Source organism: Caballeronia sp. dw_19 (genome assembly GCF_018449515.1).
In the GTDB taxonomy this organism is placed as follows: Bacteria; Pseudomonadota; Gammaproteobacteria; order Burkholderiales; family Burkholderiaceae; genus Caballeronia.
In genome coordinates this window covers 98,908-119,048 of sequence record NZ_JAAVUQ010000020.1, presented here as the reverse complement: position 1 = coordinate 119,048, position 20,141 = coordinate 98,908, and the positions used below count along the sequence as shown (strand labels likewise).

Sequence of the window (20,141 nt, the reverse complement as noted above, 5' to 3'; positions counted from 1 at the left end):
ACCAACGACCCGATCTCCATGACCCTTCGCAACAATGGCGTTCCTCCCGCACTCGAATGCCGCGGCTTGAGCAAGGCGTACGGCGCAGGCCGCGTGTTACTGGCAAGCCTCGACTTCTCGCTTGATCCGGGGGAGTTCGTCGCGATCATGGGCGATTCGGGCGTCGGCAAGTCGACGCTTTTGAACCTGATCGCGGGCCTCGATCAAGCCGACAGCGGTGAGGTGCTGATCGACGGCACGTCAATTTCCCGTCTCGACGATAACGCCGCCACTCGCCTCCGACGGCAAAAACTCGGCTTCGTCTTCCAGGCATTTCACGTCCTGCCGCATCTCACGCTGGTTCAAAACGTCGCGCTTCCGCTATTGCTTAACGACACGTCACCGGCCCGCGCGCTCGACTTGCTGGAAGCCGTCGGCCTGGGTGGCCGTGGCGACGACTTTCCACGACAGCTATCGGGCGGAGAGCTGCAGCGTGTAGCAATCGCTCGCGCGCTGGTGCATCGGCCCACGTTGGTCCTGGCTGACGAACCAACCGGCAACCTGGATCCCGAGACCGCGCACGAGGTGCTCTCGTTGTTCCGTGCGGAGATCAAGGCGAACGGCGCCGCGGCAATCATGGTCACGCATTCCATGGCGGCGGCAGCCAGCGCGGACCGGACACTTATCCTGAGCGAGCATGGCCTGCATGCGGGACGATCGGAGCGGTCGGCTGGTGAATTTCAGTGAGCGAGCCCACGACAGAACCCTCGCGGCGAATTGCAGGCGGCCGGCTACTCGCACGCTGGCTGCTCGGCGCGGAGTGGCGCAGTCATCCGGCTCGAGCGATTGTGGCTATCGCAACTATTGCGTTGGGCGTGGCGCTCGGATATGCCGTGCAGCTCATCAACAGTGCCGCATTCAACGAGTTTTCCGCGGCCGCCAAGAGTCTTTCCGGCGAGGCCGACTTGCAGGTTCGCGGCGCGCAACCCACCTTCGATGAACACTGGTACCCGCGTCTCGCAACCACACCGGGCGTAGCTTTAGCCAGCCCCGTTCTGGACCTGGACGTGACCGTGCCCGGCCAGACCGCTGCGTTGAAAGTACTTGGCATCGACGTTTTCAGGGCGAGCCGCATCACGCCGGAACTGATCGGCGTGCCGTCCGCGCAGCGTCCGCTCGATACCCTTTCCGACGACGCCATCTTCCTCTCGCCCGCTGCGCAACAGTGGCTTCACGTGGCGAGCGGCGAGCACGTCGCGCTGCTTAGCGGTACATCGATTATTCGTTTTAGAGTGGCCGGCGGCCTGGTCAGGACGCGGCCGGGACAGCGCGTCGCGGTGATGGACATCGCCGCCGCCCAGTGGCGTTTCGGACTTGAAGGAAAACTCTCGCGCATCGACTTGCAACTGCAACGCGGCGTCGATCGGGAACGCTTCAAACGCGAGTTGCAAGAGCGGCTTGGCAGTCAACTGGTCGTCGCCGAAACACGCGACGATGAAAGCCGCACCGACCGACTCTCGCGCGCTTATCGCATCAACATGAACGTGCTCGCGCTGGTGGCGCTCTTCACCGGCGCGTTCCTCGTGTTTTCAACGCAAGCGCTGGCGGTCGTCCGGCGCCGCGCGCAGTTCGCGATGCTGCGCGTATTGGGCTATACGCGCGGCCAGCTTCTACGCCAGATCCTGATGGAAGGAGCCCTTCTCGGCGTACTGGGTTCCATGCTCGGCCTCGCGCTGGGCTACGCGCTGTCGAGCATTGCGCTGCGCTTCTTCGGCAGCGACCTGGGCGGCGGCTACTTCCCGGGCGTGCAGCCTCACGTCAGTTTCGAGCCCGTAGCGAGCGCCATATTTCTTGCGTTGGGTATCGGCGTGTCCGTGCTTGGCAGTCTCGTCCCGGCGCTGGAAGCGGCCCGCGCGCGACCGGCGGCGGCGCTCAAAGCGGGCAGCGAAGAAGGCGCGCTGGCGCGGCTGGCGACACCCTGGCCCGCGGTGTTTTGCCTCGCGGTCGCGGGAATACTGGCGCTGTTGCCGCCGATATTTGATGTCCCCATCCTCGGTTATCTCGCGGTCGCGCTGCTGCTGGTTGGCGGTATCGCGTTGATGCCGCGTTGCACGGCGATCGTGTTCACCGCGCTGAGCCGATGGCGTGCCAAACGCCGTACGCGCGCCGTCACGACGCTGGCGCTTGCCCGCCTCGCCAATGCACCCGGCCAGGCATCGATCGCCATGGGCGGGGTTTTGTCGAGCTTTGCGCTGATTGTCGCGATGGCCATCATGGTCGCGAGCTTCCGCGTATCCGTCGATGACTGGCTGACCCACCTCCTGTCGGCCGACCTGTACGTTCGAGTCGCGGCCAATGGCGACACAGCGAGCCTGAGCCCTGGCGAACAAACGGCAATCGCCGCGACGCCCGGCATCAGGCATGCCGCGTTCAGCCGCACGTCGCATCTCACGCTAGACCCTGCACGCCCCGCGGTGGCGCTGCTCGCGCGTGACATCGATGCAGCCGATCCGGGCGCCGCCATGCAGATGACCGGCCCCGTGCTGCCGCCGTCCGCCCTGCAGGATGGCGAGACGCCTATATGGGTCTCGGAAGCGATGGTCGACTTGTATCGATACAAGCTGGGGCAAAGGCTTAACTTGTCGATCGGGGCACACGGCGGGACGTTCGTCGTAGCCGGCGTGTGGCGCGATTACGCGCGGCAAACCGGTGCGATCCAGTTACGGCTTGCCGACTACCGACGCTTGACGGGAGACACGGGCGCCACCGATGCCGCCATCATCGTGGACCGAGGCGCAAGCGCGGAAGGTGTCATTGCGAACCTGCGCAAACTGCCCTTCGGCGCCGCGATGGAGTTCGCCGAACCCGGCGACATCCGCGCGCGGACGCTGACGATTTTCGATCGGAGCTTCGCGGTGACCTACCTGCTGGAAGCGGTAGCCATTGTGATTGGACTATTCGGTGTGGCGGCAACGTTCTCTGCGCAGACACTCGCTCGCGCGCGCGAGTTCGGCATGTTGCGGCACGTCGGCGTGACGCGCCATCAGGTGCTCGCGATCCTCGCGGCGGAAGCCGGCATGCTGACTGCGCTCGGCATTGCAGTGGGCTTTATCCTGGGCTGGGCGATCAGTCTCATCCTGGTGTTTGTCGTTAATCCGCAGTCGTTCCACTGGAGCATGTCGATGCATATTCCCTGGCATGTGGTGAGCACGGTGGCGCTGGTCATGCTGATTTCGTCGTGCGCTACAGCCGTGGTTGCGGGACGAAAGGCGGTGTCGCTCGATGCCGTGCGCGCGGTGAAGGAGGACTGGTAATGCTGAATCGAGCCCGGCGATGGGCAATGATCGCGTGCGCTTGCGGCTTCATCAGCACACCTTCCATGGCGGTGGAATTCGCCGCAGTCACGCCCGATCATCCGCTTGTTTTTCCGCAAGACACTGGCGCGCATCCGGCCTTTCGCACTGAGTGGTGGTATGCAACGGGCTGGCTCAATCGGCCGGACGGCAAGCCGCTCGGTTTCCAGATCACGTTCTTTCGCTCGGCGACCGGACACGATCCCGCGGACCCGGGTGCGTTCGCGCCGTCGCAGTTGATCATCGCTCATGCGGCGCTTAGCGATCCTTCACTGGGACGACTCGTGCATGATCAGAAGATTGCGCGTCAAGGTTTCGGTCTTGCTTATGCAAAGACCGATAACACCGACGTCAGGCTCGATGCCTGGCAACTCGTGCGCGCCGCCGATGGTCACTACACCGTCACCGTAACTGCCGCCGATTTCACGCTGGACCTGGCGCTCACGCCGACTCAGGCGCCGATGCTGCAGGGCGACAAGGGTTACTCGCGAAAGGGGCCACTAGCCGCGCAAGCGAGCTACTACTACAGCGAACCGCAACTGCGCGTGAGCGGCAAGGTCACGCGCGCTTCGAGCGCGAAGGGCGAACCTGGACTTGACGCAGCAGTCACCGGCTCGGCGTGGCTGGATCACGAATGGTCAAGCACGGTGCTGAGCAGCGACGCCACGGGATGGGACTGGCTCGGCGCCAATTTGTCTGACGGATCGGCGCTGATGGCGTTCAAGGTGCGCGGACAAAACGGCGGGACAGTCTGGTCACACGCGGCGCTTCGCGATGCAAGCGGCCACGTGAGCGCATTCGATGGGGACCAGGTCAACTTCACGCCGCGCCGGACGTGGCGCTCACCACGCACGGGTACGTCTTATCCGGTATCGGAAACGGTCAGGACCGGCGCGCTCACGTGGCAGCTCGACCCATTGATGGACGATCAGGAACTCGACTCCAGCCAGTCGACGGGCGCGGTGTATTGGGAGGGAGCGGTACGGGTCAGCCGTAACGGCGAGACCTTGGGTCACGGCTATCTTGAACTGACGGGATATGGGAAGGCGTTGAAGCTGGAGAGATAGCCGCGCTTGATTTCATAGCGCAGCGTCATGCGGAAACACTTGGGACTTAACAGTTGCGGGTCATGCTGGCACGCCGTCTTGCAATACTCGCAAGCGCCTGCGCGTGCCAGCCGTCGCCTTGAGGGCGACGCCAAGCTTAACCCTTCAGGCTGTCCGGCACCTTTCCACCATTGGCGGCAAGCTGTTCCATCACGGCTTTGTGAAGCCAGACGTTCATCGATGCGGAATCGTTGGTGTCGCCCGAATAGTGCAGCTCGCCGGCCAGCTCCTTGCGTGCGCCAAGGCTGCTGTCGAGACCCAGCAATTTCATCAGGTCGACAATCGATGTCCGCCAGTTCAATTGCTCCGACGTATTCGCCTGCATGGCAGTCAGGACTGCCTCAACATCCACCGGTTCTGCGGCCGCAGCCGGTGCTGCAGCGGCGTCAGCCGCCACGGTTGGGTCCGCCGCAGGGGGCGCGGCCGGATCGGCGGGCGCTGTATTCGCGGGATGGCTTGAAGGGAAGATCTTGCTCAGGATCGTGCCGAAAATGCTCATGATGTTTGTCCTTGGTCGAGGTAGTCAACGACGTGGTGAAGCAGCGCGTTCGCCGCTGCGAGTGGAGGAGGAGGAGCCGCCATGCAAGACACGTTCCCGAGACCATCAATAAATGTTATGTCTCGAGTCCGGCGCACAGCTGCAAGGACATTGTAGGTGATCAATCATCTTGAAAATGCCCTGACATAGAGAAGCCGCAACGCGCGCAGGATACTGTTACCGCGACATGCGTTTAACAGTGGAATCGTTTCGTTTCTGCTAGTGAGTACAGTGGACGATCATCCTTGCAGCCAGGGAAACAAAGATCATTCATGCGATGATTCGGCCACCACTACCCGATGCTCCGCCATGACAACAAAACGCCAGGTCGACTCCGCTCGCTTCGTACACGGCTCGACCTTGCGGCATGTCGTGGTCATGGCGGGAACCGGGGCAATTGGATTGATGGCCGTGTTCGCGGTCGACCTGGCTAATCTCTTCTACGTGTCGCTGCTTGGCGACACAGCGGTTGCCGCTGCGGTCGGATTCGCCGGCACCATCAACTTCTTCCACACCGCCATTTCCATTGGCATGACCATAGGCGTCAGCGCAACCGTCGCGCGGCTTCTCGGTGCGGGCCAGCGGACCAAAGCGCGGCAGGTGGCATCGGCGAGTCTGGTGCTGATGATCGTCATCACCGTCATATTGAGCGCCGCCACGCTGCTCTTCCTCGACCCGATCCTCAACGCGCTCGGGGCGGCCGGCGAAACGCGCGTACTGACCCGCGGCTTCCTGCTGATCACCGCGCCCACCTACGTGTTCCTCGCTATTGGCATGTGTACGGCCGCGCTGATGCGTTCTGTCGGCGATGCCCGCCGTGCCATGACCGTCACGCTGACCGCAGCAGTGGTCACCGCGATCCTCGATCCAATCCTGATCTTCGGTTTTCATCTCGGGCTGACGGGTGCGGCCATATCGAACGATATAGCACGTATTGCGCTCGCGCTTGTCGGTCTCCATGGCGCAACCCGCGTCAACGATCTCATTGCCCGTGTCCGCTTTGCACGCTTGTGGTCCAACAGCCAGCCGGTCATGAAAGTCGCCCTGCCCGCCGTGCTGACCAACCTTGCCACGCCCGTTGCCAGTGCATACGTGACGCATGCAATGGCGCGTTTCGGCGCTGCCGCGGTGGCGGGGCAGGCCACCATCGACCGCATCACGCCCGTGGCGTTCGCGGTGATCTATGCGCTGACCGGCGCCGTCGGTCCGATCATCGCGCAGAATCTCGGGGCGGGCCGCGCGGACCGGATTCGCGAAACGGTTCGCAGCAGCCTCGTGTTCGTGCTGCTGACGGTCGCGGTTGCGTGGGCCGTGCTGGCGCTGGCTCAGGGCGGCCTGATCCGCGCGTTCTCGGCGCGCGGCGACACCGCCGTCATCATCACGGCGTTTTGTTCGTGGCTGGTGGCAAGTTATGCTTTCGTCGGCTGCCAGTTCGTGGCGAACGCGACCTTCAATAATCTTGATCGGCCGTTGTTATCGACCCTGTTCAACTGGGGGCGCGCGACCATCGGCACGGTGCCGTTCGTCGCGGCCGGGATACGGCATGGTCCTGTGGGCGTGATGATCGGACAGGCCGCCGGCAATGCGATCTTCGGCACGATGGCAATGCTGGCCGCGTACGCCGTGGTCAAGCGCTTGCCAATGGGCGATTGCGCCGCGCTGGCCCGCAAGAGCAGCAACCGGCTTGAGCAATCATCCGTCAATGTCCCGGCCGCTGCCGCGGGAAATACCATGGCGCCGGACGTGGAGTTAAAGGAACTGCCTGTGCAAGGCGGTTAGGCTGTTAATCGGTTAAGCGGATTAAGCCGTTAAGCGTTTTCTCTTTGCGTTCAAGCCTGATTCAGCTTCTCTCATTGTTTAGAGTTGTAGGACACCTGCCCTGATCCGTCGACGCGTCAACTCGCCCGGACGTCGGCGGGCAGGCGTCCTACAAGCCCCAAGGGAGGAAACCGACCTCGTCGACTACAGGCCGCCAGTACACGCCTACTGTAAATAGCCCGGAATCTTCGCTTTGCACTCCTGTAGCGCCCGCGTGTCAGGATCGACAACCCCAAACCGATACTTGCAGTAGTCGGCAAAGTGCGCACGATCGGTCGGCGACAACTGGTCGATCGGCTCGTCATCCCCCTCATTGGCAAACGGGTCGTAGAACTTCGCCTGCAACGTCGGATATCGTTTCAGGAAAAACGTGGTCTGCGTCTCATGATCTAAATACGAATTGACATAGCCCGTGTACGCAACCGTCAAGAGAACGATGGCCGTGCCAACTGTCGCCCCAAGCCATTTCCATGGCGCGCTCATGGCGCACTTAGCCCAGTCAATTTCCGCAGCTCTTTTACGAACGCCGAGCCAACATTGCCGGGGCAAATCTTGCCCTCCCCCAGTTGGCCAGGAAACTCGCGGTGGCCGCCAAGCGTATTAATAAAAAAGAACTCTCGCAAAATCGCGACGAATGCTTCGAGCGATTGCTTCTGCTTCTCGGGTAGGAGCGGTCGCTCGTTAAAACCTATGACATCGAAAAGCTTTCGGACCATCGCGACGCCATCACGGCCTTCGTCCGGGGCCGCCAGGTTCTCTAGCAGCACAACACCGATGACTCCCGTGTTGTAGTTGTGCACGTTCTCGCCCTTGAACCGGATATCCCGGCCTTCGAAGACATTGCCGAAACAGTCAAGCGCATAGTGATAGCCGATATCGTCGCTCGCCGCTGTGCTCTTTCCCATCTGCATGTCTTGGATTTCCAGCATCTGAAGCGCAGCAGGGCCGCACGTAAAACTACGTCCGGCATGATGGATGGCGATCTTGGTGTAGTTCCAGTCGTCGTGCATCCGCTCAGAGCGATTCTTGTGCGCAGCCCAATCCGATCGCTCCACGAAGTTCATGCCATTTTGTCTTACGTGATTGATGATTGCTTGTCGCGTTGCGGCCCGATCGTGAACCCTGATTGAGACAGCATCGTCTTTGCTGCTGCCAACCATCGTACAAGCCGAAGTCCAATGCTCTATGTTGTAGTCTGCTGCCACGACTAATTTCCTTGACGAGGTTTCAGGACGCGCTTCGGCGACGAAAAGATGACATGGATGTTGAACAATTGCTCGCCGTTGGTCTCGATCTTCGCGTAGCCTTGTCCGTCAGTCTTCCCGTATTGGCTTCGGCCTCCAACATCGGCAACAAAGCCCCGATTAGCGATTGGCTCGCCAGTGACACCGTCCCGGACTAAGCACCAACGGGAAGGCTTCGCCTCATCTAAGGCTTGCGGTGGGGACGCTGTAGCGGCAACACTGCTCACGCGCGCCGAGCCTTCAGTGATCTCAAGAAAAATCCCAGGGTTGCTGCCAACAATCACCCTGTTCTTCTTGCACGGGCACAGCACCTGATCGCCGTCAACAACCACGACGCGCCCCTTTTCGGACATACCCTTTCCGGTGCCGAATATCTTGAATACGCCCTTGCAATTGCCGCAAGTTGCTTCGTCGCCACTCAGCGCAACCTGTTTCCCGTCGTCGTGGATTGTTGACGAGTAAGCAAGAACAACTCCGCGCGTTGTCGTCGGATCGCCGTGCCGTACTGCAGCCTTACGCATGATTGTTGCCTCCCTCCGTCGCGATGATCGGGGGAAGCGTGTAGGCAGGATCAAACAGGCCGGGAATCGTTTCGCCGTCGCGAACCGTGATACCCCAGCCGTCCTGCAATGTTTCTGTGATCGTATCGCCATTGCTCAGACGGGAACCAACCAGCGCGAACGGCTTGTCATCCCATGCGGCGGCAAACCCAGCTCCGTCAATGATTGTAGCTTCGCTGCCGTCGTCATAGGTGACGATATCGCCAACGCGAGCCAGAGCCTTGCCTTCATGCTCTGCCTTGGTTGTTACCCGTGTAACTCGGCCTCCAAGCTTGGTGCGAGAGCCGATAGTGACGAACAAATACGTGGTCTCGTTGTTTTGCTGTTTCAACATGTTTAAGTCTCCTATGTGAATGAACGCCACGCCCGAGATGGTGGCCTCGCCAGCGTAACCGTCCTCACTCGGGCATTTTGTCAAAAATTGTCGTGCGCTGACAAACGTCAAGCGGTCGGTCAAGCAAAAGGTTGCCCATCGCAAACTCAAGGTACTTCCCCGATACATTCGCAATGCGGACGCGCAGACTTACGAGTTGTCGCCAGCTAGAACTTTTTAAAAGCGTTCACGTCCGCGTAGCTTCGCTAGCGTGACCAGAATCTATTCCGGCGTGGCTTATAGTGCGAGCGCCGTCGACACGCAAGGGTCAGGTTTGGAAGCCCGAGCGATAGCGTCGTGCCAAGCCCGCGAAAGCGGGTTCCGCGCAGCGCCTTGTACGACGACGGGCGGGCCGTGGCGAGGGAGCCGCAACGCTCGCCCGGTGCACTATCGCCGGTCTTCCAACCTTGCCACTGTGCCCGCTCACCCGTAGCGCTATCACGCCCCATTTTCTTAGCGAATTCGGCTAAGCCAACTGCCTCCGATTATTCGTTTTGCGTGGAATCACTATTCCCCTCTATCGGTACAATATTTCGATAGTGCGCGCATATACTCCATTCCATCGACGCAGCGCACCAACCAGCAGGACCGCTGCGTAGCCCATGAAATGAAGTCACTGAGTCACTGATACGCATCGGAGCACATCATGAACAAGACCCTTATTGCATCGTTGTTAGTCGCCGTTGCCGCCGCCGTTGCAGCGCCCGCATTTGCCAGCAGCGGCTATGGTCCGGCACCGTCGTACAACCCGCAGGTTGGCGCACCCTCTTCGCAACGCGGCCAGAGCGCGCAAACCATCGCAGCGGAAAATGCAGCAAACAATGCTGACGCAAGCGCTTACGGCGGCGTGCGCAGCACCGCCACTCAATCCGGTAATCGCGTTCAAGCTGACGGCACGCGTTCGCTCTACTCGCATAACTGATCAAAGCCGAAGTTTGGCGCTTGGCAGCAAACCGATGCCCGGCGAACTCAGGTTCGCCGGGCATCGGCGTTTGTGGATATTTCAAGCTGCGGACACAGGCTAGAGCACTTTCATGCATAGTTGAGAGCCGTCGACTTAACCAACGTCGCCGCTACCGTCTACTACGAAGGAAGATCCTCATGTCAGAGCAAGCGCAATTCGAACTCTTCGCGTTCTGGCGCTCGTCCGCCGCATTTCGCGTACGTGTCGCCCTTAATTTGAAGGGCCTCAGCGCGCACGAACAAAATATCGATCTCGACGCAGGCGAACAACGCAGCGCCGAATTCCTGAAAATCAGTCCGCTAGGGTCCATTCCCGCATTGGTTGAACAAGGGCATGAACCGCTGACGCAATCGCTGGCGATCCTCGAATTCCTCGATGAACTCCAGCCTTCCCCACCCTTGTTGCCGAGCGATTTATACGGTCGCGCACGAGTGCGCTCGATTGCGTCCATGTGTGCAGCCGATACCCATCCGCTAGTCGTGCCGCGTGTGAAAAAGTATCTTCAGACAACGGGTGGATTCGACGATGCAGCGTGGCGCGCATGGCAAATCCGCTGGTTCGGCACGGGCCTCACCGCAGTCGAAGAACGTCTGGCGGGCGCGCCGGAAACGGGCACGTTCTGTCATGGCGATGAACCGACCATTGCGGATATTTGCCTCGCGAGCATTGTCGCTGTGGCGCGTGTGTTCAAGATCGAGATCCCTGACATTCCGACTATCGACCGGATCATGGCCACATGTGACCAGCATCCGGCATTCATGAAGGCCGATCCCAAGCGGCAAGCTGGAGCGCCGGGGTAAAGCGCGAGCGGCAAGGGGGTGCGGCTGCTAATGAATCCCGGCCGCCGCACCCTTGCTTTAATATCCCGCGCCACCCCTTGCCGCTTGTCCTGCCATTACACCGGCCTTCTCCGCATACGCTTCGGCCACTGACGCAATAATGCCGATAGCCTCCTGAACCTGCGCTTTCGTGATGTTCAGATACGGAATCGCGCGCACGCCGTCGGTACCGGAAGGCAGCACATACAAGCCCTTCTCGTACAAGCGCTCGACAAACTCACCCGCTGGCAAGGACGTCACCACGAACCGGACAATATTCGTCTCGACCGCATTCACATCGATCTCGATACCCGGCAGTGATGCAATTCCTTCTGCAAGCAGACGGGCGTTTTCGTGATCTTCGATCAGCCGCGCCCGGTTATTTTGCAGCGCATAGAGCGCACCGGCCGCAATGATCCCGGCCTGTCTGAAGCCGCCGCCAATCTGCTGCTTGAAGCGCCTGGCCCGCGCGATGAATTCACGCGATCCCGCCAGCGCAGATCCGACAGGCGCACCCAGTCCCTTGGAAAAGCAGACGCTGACCGTGTCGAAATGCCGGGCATATTCACTCTCCGCAATACCGGTCGCGGCCGTGGCATGCCAAAGCCGTGCGCCATCCAGATGCAGCTTCACGCCGCGCGCACGTCCTGCGTCGCATACGGCCTTGAGTTGCTCGAGCGGCCACACTTTGCCACCACCAATGTTGTGCGTATTCTCAAGACACAGCAGCCGGACGGGAGCGGGAATGGTGGCGGGAAAGAACCGGTGGGGCACACCGATAGCCGCTTCCACATCGCCTGCATTGAAGATGCCGCGCACGCCGGGTAACAAGCGCGGAAGCACGCCGGCATACGCTGCAGGCGCGCCGCCTTCGAGTATGTAGACATGGGCGTTCTGATCGAACAGAACGGCATCGCCCGGCTCGGTATGCGCCCGGATAGCCACCTGGTTCGTCATGGTGCCGGTCACCATGTAGACGGCGTCTTCCTTGCCGAGCAGATCCGCGACCTCGCGTTCGAGCCGTTTGACTGTGGGGTCGTCGCTATAGACGTCATCACCGACCGGTGCCGTCGCCATCGCGTGACGCATGGCTTCGGTGGGTTGGCTACAGGTGTCGCTGCGCAAGTCGATCATGGTTTTCTCCATTCAATGAATCGATGGAGTCCAGTCTGACGGACAGCCGAGCGTGTGCCTTGAAGAAAATTGCGGTTCTTTCTAACGAATCGCCGTGCTGGGCGGCACACCGTAAAAACGTCTGAATTCGCGGCTGAAATGCGCCTGGTCGCTGTAACCCACTTCAATTGCGACCAGCCTCGGTGCATGCCCTTTCAGTAACAAGCGGCGTGCTTTGTCCACACGACGTTGCACAAGATACGCATGAGGCGGCACACCGATCGCCTTCTTGAACTCGCGTAACAAATGAAAGGGACTCATGGCGGCCGCGCGGGCGATATCGTCAAGTGACGGATTCGCTGCCACGCTTGCATCGATAAACTCTCTTGCACGACGCACCGCGCCCGGCTCCGCGCGCGGCAGTTGAGCGCGCGGCATGCCCTGGCCATGCCGTGTCATGAGTTGGCGCAAGGCGTAGATCAGGCGCGATGCCTTTTCGAGTTGCGAAGCGTCCGAAGACTCGGAGCACAAGTGCGCGGCGTGCAGTGCCTGCAATGTTTCAGGGTCGTCTATGACCGATTCCGCGAAGAACGGCAAGTCGCGCGCGCTAACAGGTTCCGAGCCCGCCAGAACCATCGCCAGGCCCTCGGGCGGGATATAGATCATCCGATAGTCCCAGCCGACCTCGGTCGCGCCCCTGCCCTCGTGGAGCTGCCCAGGATTGATCACGCAGATCTTTCCCACCGGCATGATCAGCCGCTCCTTGCGGCCGCGCGTATAAGCCTGCGCGCCGCGTTCGATGAAACCAATCGCGTATTCGTCGTGTGCGTGAGGCGGAAATTGATGCGTCCGGTAAGCCGCCCGGAGCAATTCAGCATTTGCCAGCGCCGGCTCGCGCCAGATCCGCGCCCGGTTTGCGGGCCGGCTCCGGGTGTCGAGTGTGGATGGAACAGCGATAGGCGAAGTCATGATCGATCGAAGCGCCAGACGGGTCGCGCGTGCGGATTCTGAAACCTCAGATGCACGACGCTTGGCGAGAACGTTCAATCTAGCAGAAAAAGATCAGCGCCACCGGGGTGGGTTTTTGTACCGGAGTCACTGCTCCTGCGCATCGATCTCCTGCTTCACACACAAGTTCACCCCCATGCGCCTCCTCGATCCGCTCGGTCACCCACAGATCAGACAGCTTCGGCGAAACCTCGCAAACGGGCTGCTTCGATCGCCATCGTCTCCTTGGTGAGATCAAGGAACGCCTTCACCAGCGGGTTCGAATGCTGTAACTGAGGACAGACCGTGAAGCCGCGAAACATGACTTCCGGCGAGAACGGCCTGAACACGATGCGGGCCGGATTGGTATCGGAAGTGGCCAGCGGATTCACCACGCCCACACCCAGGCCACGCGCGACCATCGCGCAAATGGTGGCGCCGTAAGGCGTCTCGATCACCGGCACCTGGTTCACGCCGGCCTGCCGCAACGCGTGGTCGAGCGACGAGCGTGTGTCGTCGGCGTAGGACGGCAGGATCAGGCTCTGATCCCTCAAGTCACGCGCATGAATCCGCTTGCGCGCGGTGAGCGGATGTTTCGCGGGCAGCGCGCAGACCCCCGCCAGCCGATACAATTCCGCGCTGGTCACGCCGAACGCATCAGGCGTAGTGGTGGCAAAACCGACATCGCAATACGCCGACGATGCCCAGCGCTGGATCGTGCCCTCGCTGCGCATTTCCAGCGACACCGCAATACGCGGATATGCCGCAAGGAAGCGCTCGATCACAAGGGGTACGAACGATAACGCCAGCACCGGCGGCGCCACCAGACGCAGCCGGCCACTGCCGAACTGGCGGATCTCGCGCGCTGAATGCCCAAGCTTTTCGAGTCCGACGAAACTGCGGTCGACCTCGCGATAGAACGCGGTCCCCGCATCGGTAGCCTGGATCCTGCCGCCGTTGCGCGTGAAAAGCGCGAGTCCCGTCGACGCCTCCAGCTCCGCGATCAGGCGGCTGACGCTAGGCTGCGAGGTGCCGAGTTCTTCGGCCGCGGCCGTCATCGATCCCCTCAGCATCACCAGCCTGAACGCTTCGATTTGCTTCTGGTTCATGTGTCCGCTCCCTTGATTTGCCCGGTCCGTACGGAAGCTTGTCATATCAAAAATGAATAGCAGACCTTTTTGGCCGTATTTGACCGGATGACGGAAGCGCTCCTAGACTAATTGCAACTAGCCACTCCCAGCGAACCATGCGAGCCGACGCACTGCTTTTCCACGATGACTTTCGCATCGCACCCTATTGGTGGGATGCGGCGCCGCCAGAAACATCGCGCGTCGCGTTGCCGCCGAGCGTGGATCTGGTGATCGTGGGGAGCGGCTATTGCGGCTTGTCGGCGGCGGCGGAAGCGGCGCGGCAAGGTGCAACGGTGGCTGTGCTCGATGCCGCCGAGATCGGCGCGGGCGGCAGCACGCGCAGCGGCGGCATGGTGTCGAGCGGGCAGAAACTGGCGCTGACCGACGCCATTCGCGGGGTATCGGCGGAACGGCTGAGCCGCTTGATGGCCGAATCCACGGCGAGTTTCGACTATCTCAAGCACCTGATAGCCAGTGAATCGCTCGACGCCGATCTGCAGATAACCGGTCGCTTTTTTGGTGCGTTCACCCCCGGGCATTTCGAGCGGCTGCGTAAGCAAGGTGAACTGCTGCGCGAGAAAACCGGCGTGACCGTACATGTGGTGACGCGTGCGGAGCAACGTGCCGTGGTGGGGTCCGACTACTACTATGGTGGCATTCTCGTAGATGAATACGGCGGCCTGCATACGGCAAAATATCATCGCGCCCTGCGCGAACTCGCGCGGCGGCGCGGCGCGAGCCTGCATTCGCACGCGGCGGTCGAACGAATTGAACGGACCGGCGCGCGCTTCGCTGTTCATACAGCGCGCGGCAAGATTGATGCAAAGCAAGTGCTGATCGCGACCAACGGTTATACCGGACCCTTGCTGCCATTTTTATCGCGGCGCGTGCTGCCGGTGGCGAGTTACCAGATCGCCACGGAACCGCTGCCGCCCGGACTCATGGATGTACTGAATCCCGGCCGTCGCATGATCAGCGACTCCAAGCGCAACCTGTTTTATACGCGTCCTTCCCCTGACGGCACGCGCATGTTGTTCGGCTCGCGGCCATCGTTTCGCGAAGTCGGCGAACGCGAGGCGGCGCGAATCCTGCACACGAAGATGGTGCAGCTCTGGCCCGCTTTGCGCGATGTGCGTATCACGCATGCATGGAAGGGATACGTTGCGATGACCGGCGACAAGCTCGCGCACATAGGCGAACGCGACGGCGTGTTTTACGCGCTCGGCTGCAACGGCAACGGCGTCGCGTTGATGAGTTACCTCGGGCAGCGCATCGCAAGAACACTATCAGGCTTCGACGCCGCACCCAGCGCATTCGGCGAAGGTCCGTTCCCGCTAAGTCCGGGCGGCATCGCGCGCAACTTGAGCGTGCCGGTGGGTGCCGTGCTGTATCAGCTTGACGATTGCTGGAACGGACGTGTGCGCGGCGCGTTGTCCTGACGTTTTTAGTAACGCTGTATCGACTCGTCGTATTTTCAATTCATCGCTGGCTTCCCTGGAGCAACATCATGCGGTTTCGACACTTTCTCAGCCTCGTTTCAATCGTCGCTTCCTTCTCATTGATGGCCGCCACCAGCGCGCGTGCCGACGACCTCGGCACGCTAGCGCCGGGCAAGCTGATGGCCGGCGTGGACGCCAACAACAAGCCCTATTCCTACATCGATAACGGCAAGATGACCGGCTTCGACGTGGAGTTGCTGCGCGCGGTTGGCGCAAAGTTGGGATTGAGCGTCGACTTCCGCGCGCAGGACTTCAGCGGCTTGCTGCCGAGCGTGTCGAACCAGCAGATTGATCTCGCCGCCGGATCGATCTCGATCACGACCGACCGTCTCAAGATGGTCGATTTCTCCGAGGGTTATCTCACTGGGCTGCTTAGCGTAGCGAGCCTTCCCGATAGCCCGATCACAAGCGACAAGGCGTCGGTCAAGGACAAGCGGATCGGCGTGGTGCAAGGTACGATTGAAGACACGTATTCGGACAGCTACTTGCCGGGCGCGCAGATCGTGCGTTTCCCTAACGTGAACGCGGGCTTTCTCTCGCTGCGTTCAAAATATATCGATGGTTTCTTCATCGATAAATCGCTGGTCGACGGTCTGCAAAGCAAGTACCCGCAGTTGAACATTACCGACCGCCTGGATATTTCCGCGATCAACCTGCCCGCCGGTTTTCCGATACGAAAGGGCAACGTCAAACTCGAAGCCGCGGTCAACAAGACGCTTAACGAGCTTGTAGCCGACGGCACCTGGATCAAGCTCTACACCCAGTTCCATCCCGGTTATCCGAAGCCCGCCAGCCTGCCGCCGTATGTGATGAAAACCGGTAGCTGAACTTGTCACCGACATGATCCGGAGAGCGCCATGAACGCATTCCTGCAGAACTTCCTCGACTGGCCGTTGCTCACCGGGTCGCTGCCTGCGCTGCTCGAAACCGGACTGGTCAACACGCTCGTGCTGTCGCTGTTTTCGACCTTGCTCGGGATCATCGCAGGTATGGTGCTGGCGTTGATGGCGGTGTCGCATATGCGCTGGCTCGAAGTGCCGGCGCGTGTGTTCGTCGAGGTCTTTCGCGGGCTTCCCGCCGCGCTCGTGATCCTGCTCGTGGGCCAAGGACTCGCGCCCGTCGGGCTAGCGGTGTTCGGCCCGAATCCGTATCCGCTTGCGATCGTGGCGCTCGGGCTGATTTCATCGGCGTATATAGCGGAGATTTTTCGCTCGGGCATTCAGAGCGTGGGCAAGGGACAGCTCTCCGCGTGTCAGGCGCTCGGCATGACGTACTGGACCGCCATGCGCCATGTGATCGTGCCGCAAGGCATCCGGCGCATTCTGCCGGCGCTGGCGAACCAGTTCATTTCGATCGTGAAGGATTCAAGCCTCGTTTATTTTCTCGGCTTGCTGACCTCGCAGCGGGACCTGTTCACCATTGGACAGAACACGTCGGTGAACGTGGCAAACCTTTCGCCGCTGGTCGCCGCCGGGTTCGTCTACCTGTTGATTACGGTGCCGCTCACGCACGCGATCAATCATATCGACCGCTGGACCAACCGGCATTCGAATCCGCGTTACGGCGGCGCAAGCATGGCTACCACGCGCAAGCAACTCAAACGCCAGGCAGCAGCCACGCGCGCGGGCATGACCGAACAACACAACTAAAAAGCAGGGAATACCAAGCTTATGGGACCACCAGTCGAGACCGTCACCGACGACACCACCTTGCCGGACGAAGTGGATGTCGTGGTGGTCGGCGGCGGAATTATTGGCGTGAGTACGGCACTGTATCTAAGCGACAAAGGCCTGCGCGTGGCAGTGTGCGAGAAGGGCTACATAGCGGGCGAACAATCCAGCCGTAACTGGGGTTGGGTGCGTGTCACGCATCGCGACATGCGCGAGTTCCAACTGAGTATAGAGAGCCTGAAGCTGTGGCGAACGCTCGACCAGACGCTTGGCATCGATACTGGTTTCAGGCAATGCGGCATCCTGTACATGGCCAACGACGACGCGAAAATGGAAGGGCATCGCGTATGGCTTGAGAAAGCGCGCGCCCTGGCCGGGAACGACGCATTCGATACTCGCGAAGTCGATCCCAGGACCGTCGCCGGTTTGCTTCCGGGCGCGACGAAAGCGTTCAAGGGCGGCCTGTACACCCCCGGCGACGGCCGCGCCGAACCGCAGAAAGCCGCGCCAGCTATTGCAAATGCACTGCGCAAACGCGGCGTGAAAATACTCACGCCCTGTGCGGTGCGCGGTGTGGAAACAAGCGCGGGACGCGTCAGCGCGGTGGTGACCGAGCTGGGGACAATCCGTTGCAAGAGCGTGGTGGTTGCGGGCGGCGCGTGGTCGCGGCTCTTCTGCGGGAATCTGGATGTCAACGTGCCGCAGTTGATGGTGAAGGCTTCCGTGTTGCGGACGGCGCCTATAGAAGGCGGTCCCGCCGTGAGCGCCAGCAACAAGGAATTCGCGTTCCGCAAACGCGCGGATGGCGGTTATACGATCGCGTTCGGCTTTCGTACCTACACGGATATCACGCCCGACAGCTTCCGCCTGTTTCCGCAATATATCCCTGCGCTCAAGAGTCAGATGGGCGCGTTACGGATTGGATTGGGTGCGCGTTTCTTCGATGAACTGCGCCGGCCGAGTCACTGGGCGCTTGATCAGCGAACCGCTTTCGAGGAAGTTCGCACACTCGACCCCGAGCCTATTTCCGCCTATACCGATGCAGGCCTGCGTGAGTTCGTAAAGGTCTTTCCGCATATGAGCGGTGCACGCATCGCGCAGCGCTGGGCGGGTCTCATGGACGTGACGCCTGATGCCATTCCCGTGATATCGGGCGTTGAAAGCGTGCCGGGGCTTTTTATCGGCACCGGGTTTTCAGGGCATGGATTTGGCATCGGTCCGGCAGCGGGAAAACTGATGGCGGATCTGGTCACCAACGACACACCGCTCGTCGATCCGCACATGTTCCGGCTAAGCCGTTTCAGTGACGGCACGAAGATCGTTATCGATGCAGGTTTTTAAGCAAGGGGCTCGGCAATGAACAAGGTAGCGATGATTTCCGGCGCGAATCGCGGCATTGGCCTGGCGGTGGCCTCGGAATTGCACCGGCGGGGTTATCGGCTGTCGCTGGGCATGCGTGATCCTTCGTCGGCGCACCTTCCCTTCGATGCATTCACCTTTGCGTATGAAGCGCGCGATCCGCTAAGCGGGCAACGCTGGGTCGACGCGACCGTCGAGCATTTTGGCCGCATAGATGTCCTGATCAATAACGCGGGAATATGCACGCATATAACGCTCGAGGACGGCACCGACGAGCAGTTGGAAGAAACGCTCGATATCAACGTGAAGGCGCCCTTCCGCCTGATCCAGGCTGCGTTGCCGCACCTGCGCAAACCCGGCGATGCGCGGGTCGTGCAGATTGCATCGTTATCCGGCAAGCGCGTGAAGAACCTGAACGCCGGTTACCAGATGTCGAAGCATGCGGTGATCGCGTTGAATCATGCGGTGCGCCGAGCCGGCTGGGACGACGGTATTCGCGCGACCGCTATCTGCCCCGGCTTCGTGAATACCGACATGGCGGCGGGCATAGCCGACCTTGAACCCCAGGCGATGACCCAGCCCGAGGATCTGGCCTTGCTGATCGCGAACACCATTGCGATGCCGAATACGGCAAGCGTCGCGGAGATCCTGGTGAATTGCCGGCACGAGGACTTGTTCTAGCCTCTGAATCCAGCCTCTGAAGACGGCAGCCAGCCGGTTGCGGTCACTCGATTGGCTAACAAGGATCGCAGACCATCAGGTCGGTACTTGCCTCGGGTACACTCATGTCCCAGCCAAACGCGCCGCAAAAAGCATGGACAGCCAGCTTCTGGTCATCTGCGGACTTACATTTGTAATCCACGTGATTGCAACATTGGCCTATGCCGTGCGAATCGCAGGTGTTCGCACGGGCCGCATTGCTGTGTCGTTTTCCCTTTTCGGGATTATTGCGCTGGTTTCCCGGACAGCGAATTCCTTTCAAGGACCGTTCATCGCGAAACGGGTCGAACTGGACATTGCGCATCATCTGGGCGCCGGATTGCTCAACGATTTTCGGTTGTTCCTGCTGACTGCCACAGTGGCAAGCATTGCAGGATCGTTCCTGATTCCCACGTTCCAGCGTTACTTCAGTCGCGCGGTCGGTCAGTTCCACGCAAACCGCTCGATTCCTCGCCTGCTGCTGCACGTCTTCAGTCGTGCCGGTCTTAACACCATTCGCACGGGCGCGCGGCTTCCTTCTCGACACAACGTTACGCAACTGGCCGCAAGCGCTGGCGTGTCCTGGACAGTTATCGGGCTGAACGTTGTCGCAATGGCGATCTGGACGGTCGGGGTGTTCGCATCGTTGTATGCGGGATACCTGAAGCCCGAGCTGCGGGTGACGTGCGCGAATCTGTCGTCGGTCATCAATGGCTTTGCGACCGTCGTGCTGGCGGTCATTATCGACCCGCAAGTTTCCGTGATGACTGACGACGTCATCGAAGGAAGGATTTCGGAAAACAGCTTTCGGCGCGCGATCACGACGCTCGCGGGTGCACGCGTTCTCGGTACGCTGTGCGCGCAGGCAGTGCTCGTTCCGGCGGCAATCGTCATTGTCCACGTAGCTGAACTCATTTAGCACGGTGAGCGA

General features: G+C 60.8%; 20 protein-coding genes. 12 read left to right on the top strand and 8 right to left on the bottom strand.

Annotated elements, in window-relative coordinates; genetic code table 11:
* The first annotated feature begins 18 nt into the window (after window positions 1–18).
* Genes HB376_RS24565 through HB376_RS24555 form a run of 3 tightly spaced genes read left to right on the top strand, consistent with a single transcriptional unit; the run spans window position 19 to window position 4,399 of the window.
* Window positions 19–726 (top strand): ABC transporter ATP-binding protein, encoded by a 708-nt coding sequence (locus HB376_RS24565; protein ID WP_213766272.1) that lies wholly within the window; start codon window positions 19–21, stop codon window positions 724–726.
* Complete coding sequence (locus HB376_RS24560; RefSeq protein ID WP_346730571.1) at window positions 723–3,293, top strand: FtsX-like permease family protein; 2,571 nt, start codon at window positions 723–725, stop codon at window positions 3,291–3,293. The genes HB376_RS24565 and HB376_RS24560 overlap by 4 nt, the downstream gene beginning before the upstream one ends.
* A gap of 26 nt (window positions 3,294–3,319) precedes the next feature.
* Window positions 3,320–4,399 carry a carotenoid 1,2-hydratase gene (locus HB376_RS24555; protein ID WP_255631552.1) on the top strand — a complete coding sequence of 360 codons (1,080 nt, stop codon included), beginning with the start codon at window positions 3,320–3,322 and terminating at the stop codon, window positions 4,397–4,399.
* Window positions 4,400–4,535: 136 nt separating this feature from the next.
* Here the strand turns inward: HB376_RS24555 and HB376_RS24550 are convergent, their stop codons facing one another.
* Window positions 4,536–4,937 (bottom strand): DUF3597 domain-containing protein, encoded by a 402-nt coding sequence (locus HB376_RS24550; RefSeq protein ID WP_213766271.1) that lies wholly within the window; start codon window positions 4,935–4,937, stop codon window positions 4,536–4,538.
* A 348-nt stretch (window positions 4,938–5,285) separates the two neighbouring features.
* Here HB376_RS24550 and HB376_RS24545 point away from each other — a divergent pair, with 348 nt between their 5' ends.
* Entirely contained in the window at window positions 5,286–6,755 is a 1,470-nt protein-coding gene (locus tag HB376_RS24545; protein WP_213766270.1) for an MATE family efflux transporter, read from the top strand.
* 204 nt (window positions 6,756–6,959) lie between these two features.
* Here HB376_RS24545 and HB376_RS24540 read toward each other — a convergent pair whose 3' ends face one another.
* The 4 genes from HB376_RS24540 to HB376_RS24525 are packed head-to-tail and all read right to left on the bottom strand — an operon-like array spanning window position 6,960 to window position 8,932.
* Window positions 6,960–7,277 (bottom strand): hypothetical protein, encoded by a 318-nt coding sequence (locus HB376_RS24540; protein ID WP_213766269.1) that lies wholly within the window; start codon window positions 7,275–7,277, stop codon window positions 6,960–6,962.
* A complete protein-coding gene (locus HB376_RS24535; RefSeq protein WP_346730570.1) occupies window positions 7,274–7,999 on the bottom strand; it encodes a peptidoglycan recognition family protein in 726 nt (241 codons plus the stop codon). The genes HB376_RS24540 and HB376_RS24535 overlap by 4 nt, the downstream gene beginning before the upstream one ends.
* 2 nt (window positions 8,000–8,001) lie before the next feature.
* Window positions 8,002–8,559, bottom strand: coding sequence for a PAAR domain-containing protein (locus tag HB376_RS24530; RefSeq protein ID WP_213766268.1), 558 nt, complete (start codon window positions 8,557–8,559; stop codon window positions 8,002–8,004).
* Entirely contained in the window at window positions 8,552–8,932 is a 381-nt protein-coding gene (locus HB376_RS24525; protein WP_213766267.1) for a PAAR domain-containing protein, read from the bottom strand. Before HB376_RS24525 ends, HB376_RS24530 begins: the two co-directional genes overlap by 8 nt.
* A gap of 685 nt (window positions 8,933–9,617) precedes the next feature.
* Here HB376_RS24525 and HB376_RS24520 point away from each other — a divergent pair.
* Together HB376_RS24520 and maiA are read left to right on the top strand one after the other, a co-directional pair.
* On the top strand, window positions 9,618–9,893 hold the full coding sequence (locus tag HB376_RS24520; RefSeq protein ID WP_213766266.1) for a hypothetical protein: 276 nt from the start codon (window positions 9,618–9,620) through the stop codon (window positions 9,891–9,893).
* A 179-nt stretch (window positions 9,894–10,072) separates the two neighbouring features.
* Window positions 10,073–10,735: a maleylacetoacetate isomerase gene (gene maiA, locus HB376_RS24515; RefSeq protein WP_213766265.1), complete on the top strand. Its 663-nt coding sequence runs from the start codon at window positions 10,073–10,075 to the stop codon at window positions 10,733–10,735.
* 57 nt (window positions 10,736–10,792) lie between these two features.
* Here maiA and HB376_RS24510 read toward each other — a convergent pair whose 3' ends face one another.
* From HB376_RS24510 to HB376_RS24500, 3 genes are all read right to left on the bottom strand, one after another.
* Window positions 10,793–11,887: a GntG family PLP-dependent aldolase gene (locus tag HB376_RS24510; RefSeq protein ID WP_255631539.1), complete on the bottom strand. Its 1,095-nt coding sequence runs from the start codon at window positions 11,885–11,887 to the stop codon at window positions 10,793–10,795.
* Window positions 11,888–11,968: 81 nt separating this feature from the next.
* On the bottom strand, window positions 11,969–12,835 hold the full coding sequence (locus tag HB376_RS24505; protein WP_213766263.1) for an AraC family transcriptional regulator: 867 nt from the start codon (window positions 12,833–12,835) through the stop codon (window positions 11,969–11,971).
* Between the two features lie 209 nt (window positions 12,836–13,044).
* Window positions 13,045–13,962, bottom strand: a complete 918-nt coding sequence (locus HB376_RS24500) for a LysR substrate-binding domain-containing protein (protein ID WP_213766262.1) — start codon at window positions 13,960–13,962, stop codon at window positions 13,045–13,047.
* A gap of 137 nt (window positions 13,963–14,099) precedes the next feature.
* On the opposite strand from HB376_RS24500, the gene HB376_RS24495 reads away from it, so the two are divergent.
* The 6 genes from HB376_RS24495 to HB376_RS24470 all read left to right on the top strand — a co-directional run bounded on the left by HB376_RS24495 (window position 14,100) and on the right by HB376_RS24470 (window position 20,129).
* Window positions 14,100–15,422, top strand: coding sequence for an FAD-binding oxidoreductase (locus HB376_RS24495; protein ID WP_213766261.1), 1,323 nt, complete (start codon window positions 14,100–14,102; stop codon window positions 15,420–15,422).
* A gap of 68 nt (window positions 15,423–15,490) precedes the next feature.
* On the top strand, window positions 15,491–16,309 hold the full coding sequence (locus tag HB376_RS24490) for a transporter substrate-binding domain-containing protein (protein WP_213766260.1): 819 nt from the start codon (window positions 15,491–15,493) through the stop codon (window positions 16,307–16,309).
* A 30-nt stretch (window positions 16,310–16,339) separates the two neighbouring features.
* Window positions 16,340–17,131, top strand: a complete 792-nt coding sequence (locus HB376_RS24485) for an amino acid ABC transporter permease (protein WP_213766259.1) — start codon at window positions 16,340–16,342, stop codon at window positions 17,129–17,131.
* Window positions 17,132–17,152: 21 nt separating this feature from the next.
* Entirely contained in the window at window positions 17,153–18,493 is a 1,341-nt protein-coding gene (locus tag HB376_RS24480) for an FAD-binding oxidoreductase (RefSeq protein WP_213766258.1), read from the top strand.
* Between the two features lie 15 nt (window positions 18,494–18,508).
* Complete coding sequence (locus HB376_RS24475) at window positions 18,509–19,192, top strand: SDR family NAD(P)-dependent oxidoreductase (RefSeq protein WP_213766257.1); 684 nt, start codon at window positions 18,509–18,511, stop codon at window positions 19,190–19,192.
* A gap of 133 nt (window positions 19,193–19,325) precedes the next feature.
* The gene (locus HB376_RS24470; protein ID WP_213766256.1) at window positions 19,326–20,129 is read left to right on the top strand and encodes a lipid II flippase Amj family protein; all 804 of its coding nucleotides are present in this window, start codon (window positions 19,326–19,328) and stop codon (window positions 20,127–20,129) included.
* The last annotated feature ends 12 nt before the right edge of the window (window positions 20,130–20,141 follow it).

What these genes read in the sequence shown, in the direction of transcription:
- HB376_RS24500 (WP_213766262.1), bottom strand. Translation starts at nt 13,962, where the DNA reads ATGAACCAGAAGCAAATCGAAGCGTTCAGGCTGGTGATGCTGAGGGGA.
- HB376_RS24470 (WP_213766256.1), top strand. Translation starts at nt 19,326, where the DNA reads ATGGACAGCCAGCTTCTGGTCATCTGCGGACTTACATTTGTAATCCAC.
- HB376_RS24490 (WP_213766260.1), top strand. Translation starts at nt 15,491, where the DNA reads ATGCGGTTTCGACACTTTCTCAGCCTCGTTTCAATCGTCGCTTCCTTC.
- HB376_RS24565 (WP_213766272.1), top strand. Translation starts at nt 19, where the DNA reads ATGACCCTTCGCAACAATGGCGTTCCTCCCGCACTCGAATGCCGCGGC.
- HB376_RS24530 (WP_213766268.1), bottom strand. Translation starts at nt 8,559, where the DNA reads ATGCGTAAGGCTGCAGTACGGCACGGCGATCCGACGACAACGCGCGGA.
- HB376_RS24505 (WP_213766263.1), bottom strand. Translation starts at nt 12,835, where the DNA reads ATGACTTCGCCTATCGCTGTTCCATCCACACTCGACACCCGGAGCCGG.
- HB376_RS24510 (WP_255631539.1), bottom strand. Translation starts at nt 11,887, where the DNA reads ATGATCGACTTGCGCAGCGACACCTGTAGCCAACCCACCGAAGCCATG.
- HB376_RS24525 (WP_213766267.1), bottom strand. Translation starts at nt 8,932, where the DNA reads ATGTTGAAACAGCAAAACAACGAGACCACGTATTTGTTCGTCACTATC.
- HB376_RS24495 (WP_213766261.1), top strand. Translation starts at nt 14,100, where the DNA reads ATGCGAGCCGACGCACTGCTTTTCCACGATGACTTTCGCATCGCACCC.
- HB376_RS24555 (WP_255631552.1), top strand. Translation starts at nt 3,320, where the DNA reads ATGATCGCGTGCGCTTGCGGCTTCATCAGCACACCTTCCATGGCGGTG.
- HB376_RS24480 (WP_213766258.1), top strand. Translation starts at nt 17,153, where the DNA reads ATGGGACCACCAGTCGAGACCGTCACCGACGACACCACCTTGCCGGAC.
- HB376_RS24540 (WP_213766269.1), bottom strand. Translation starts at nt 7,277, where the DNA reads ATGAGCGCGCCATGGAAATGGCTTGGGGCGACAGTTGGCACGGCCATC.
- HB376_RS24475 (WP_213766257.1), top strand. Translation starts at nt 18,509, where the DNA reads ATGAACAAGGTAGCGATGATTTCCGGCGCGAATCGCGGCATTGGCCTG.
- HB376_RS24485 (WP_213766259.1), top strand. Translation starts at nt 16,340, where the DNA reads ATGAACGCATTCCTGCAGAACTTCCTCGACTGGCCGTTGCTCACCGGG.
- HB376_RS24545 (WP_213766270.1), top strand. Translation starts at nt 5,286, where the DNA reads ATGACAACAAAACGCCAGGTCGACTCCGCTCGCTTCGTACACGGCTCG.
- maiA (WP_213766265.1), top strand. Translation starts at nt 10,073, where the DNA reads ATGTCAGAGCAAGCGCAATTCGAACTCTTCGCGTTCTGGCGCTCGTCC.
- HB376_RS24520 (WP_213766266.1), top strand. Translation starts at nt 9,618, where the DNA reads ATGAACAAGACCCTTATTGCATCGTTGTTAGTCGCCGTTGCCGCCGCC.
- HB376_RS24550 (WP_213766271.1), bottom strand. Translation starts at nt 4,937, where the DNA reads ATGAGCATTTTCGGCACGATCCTGAGCAAGATCTTCCCTTCAAGCCAT.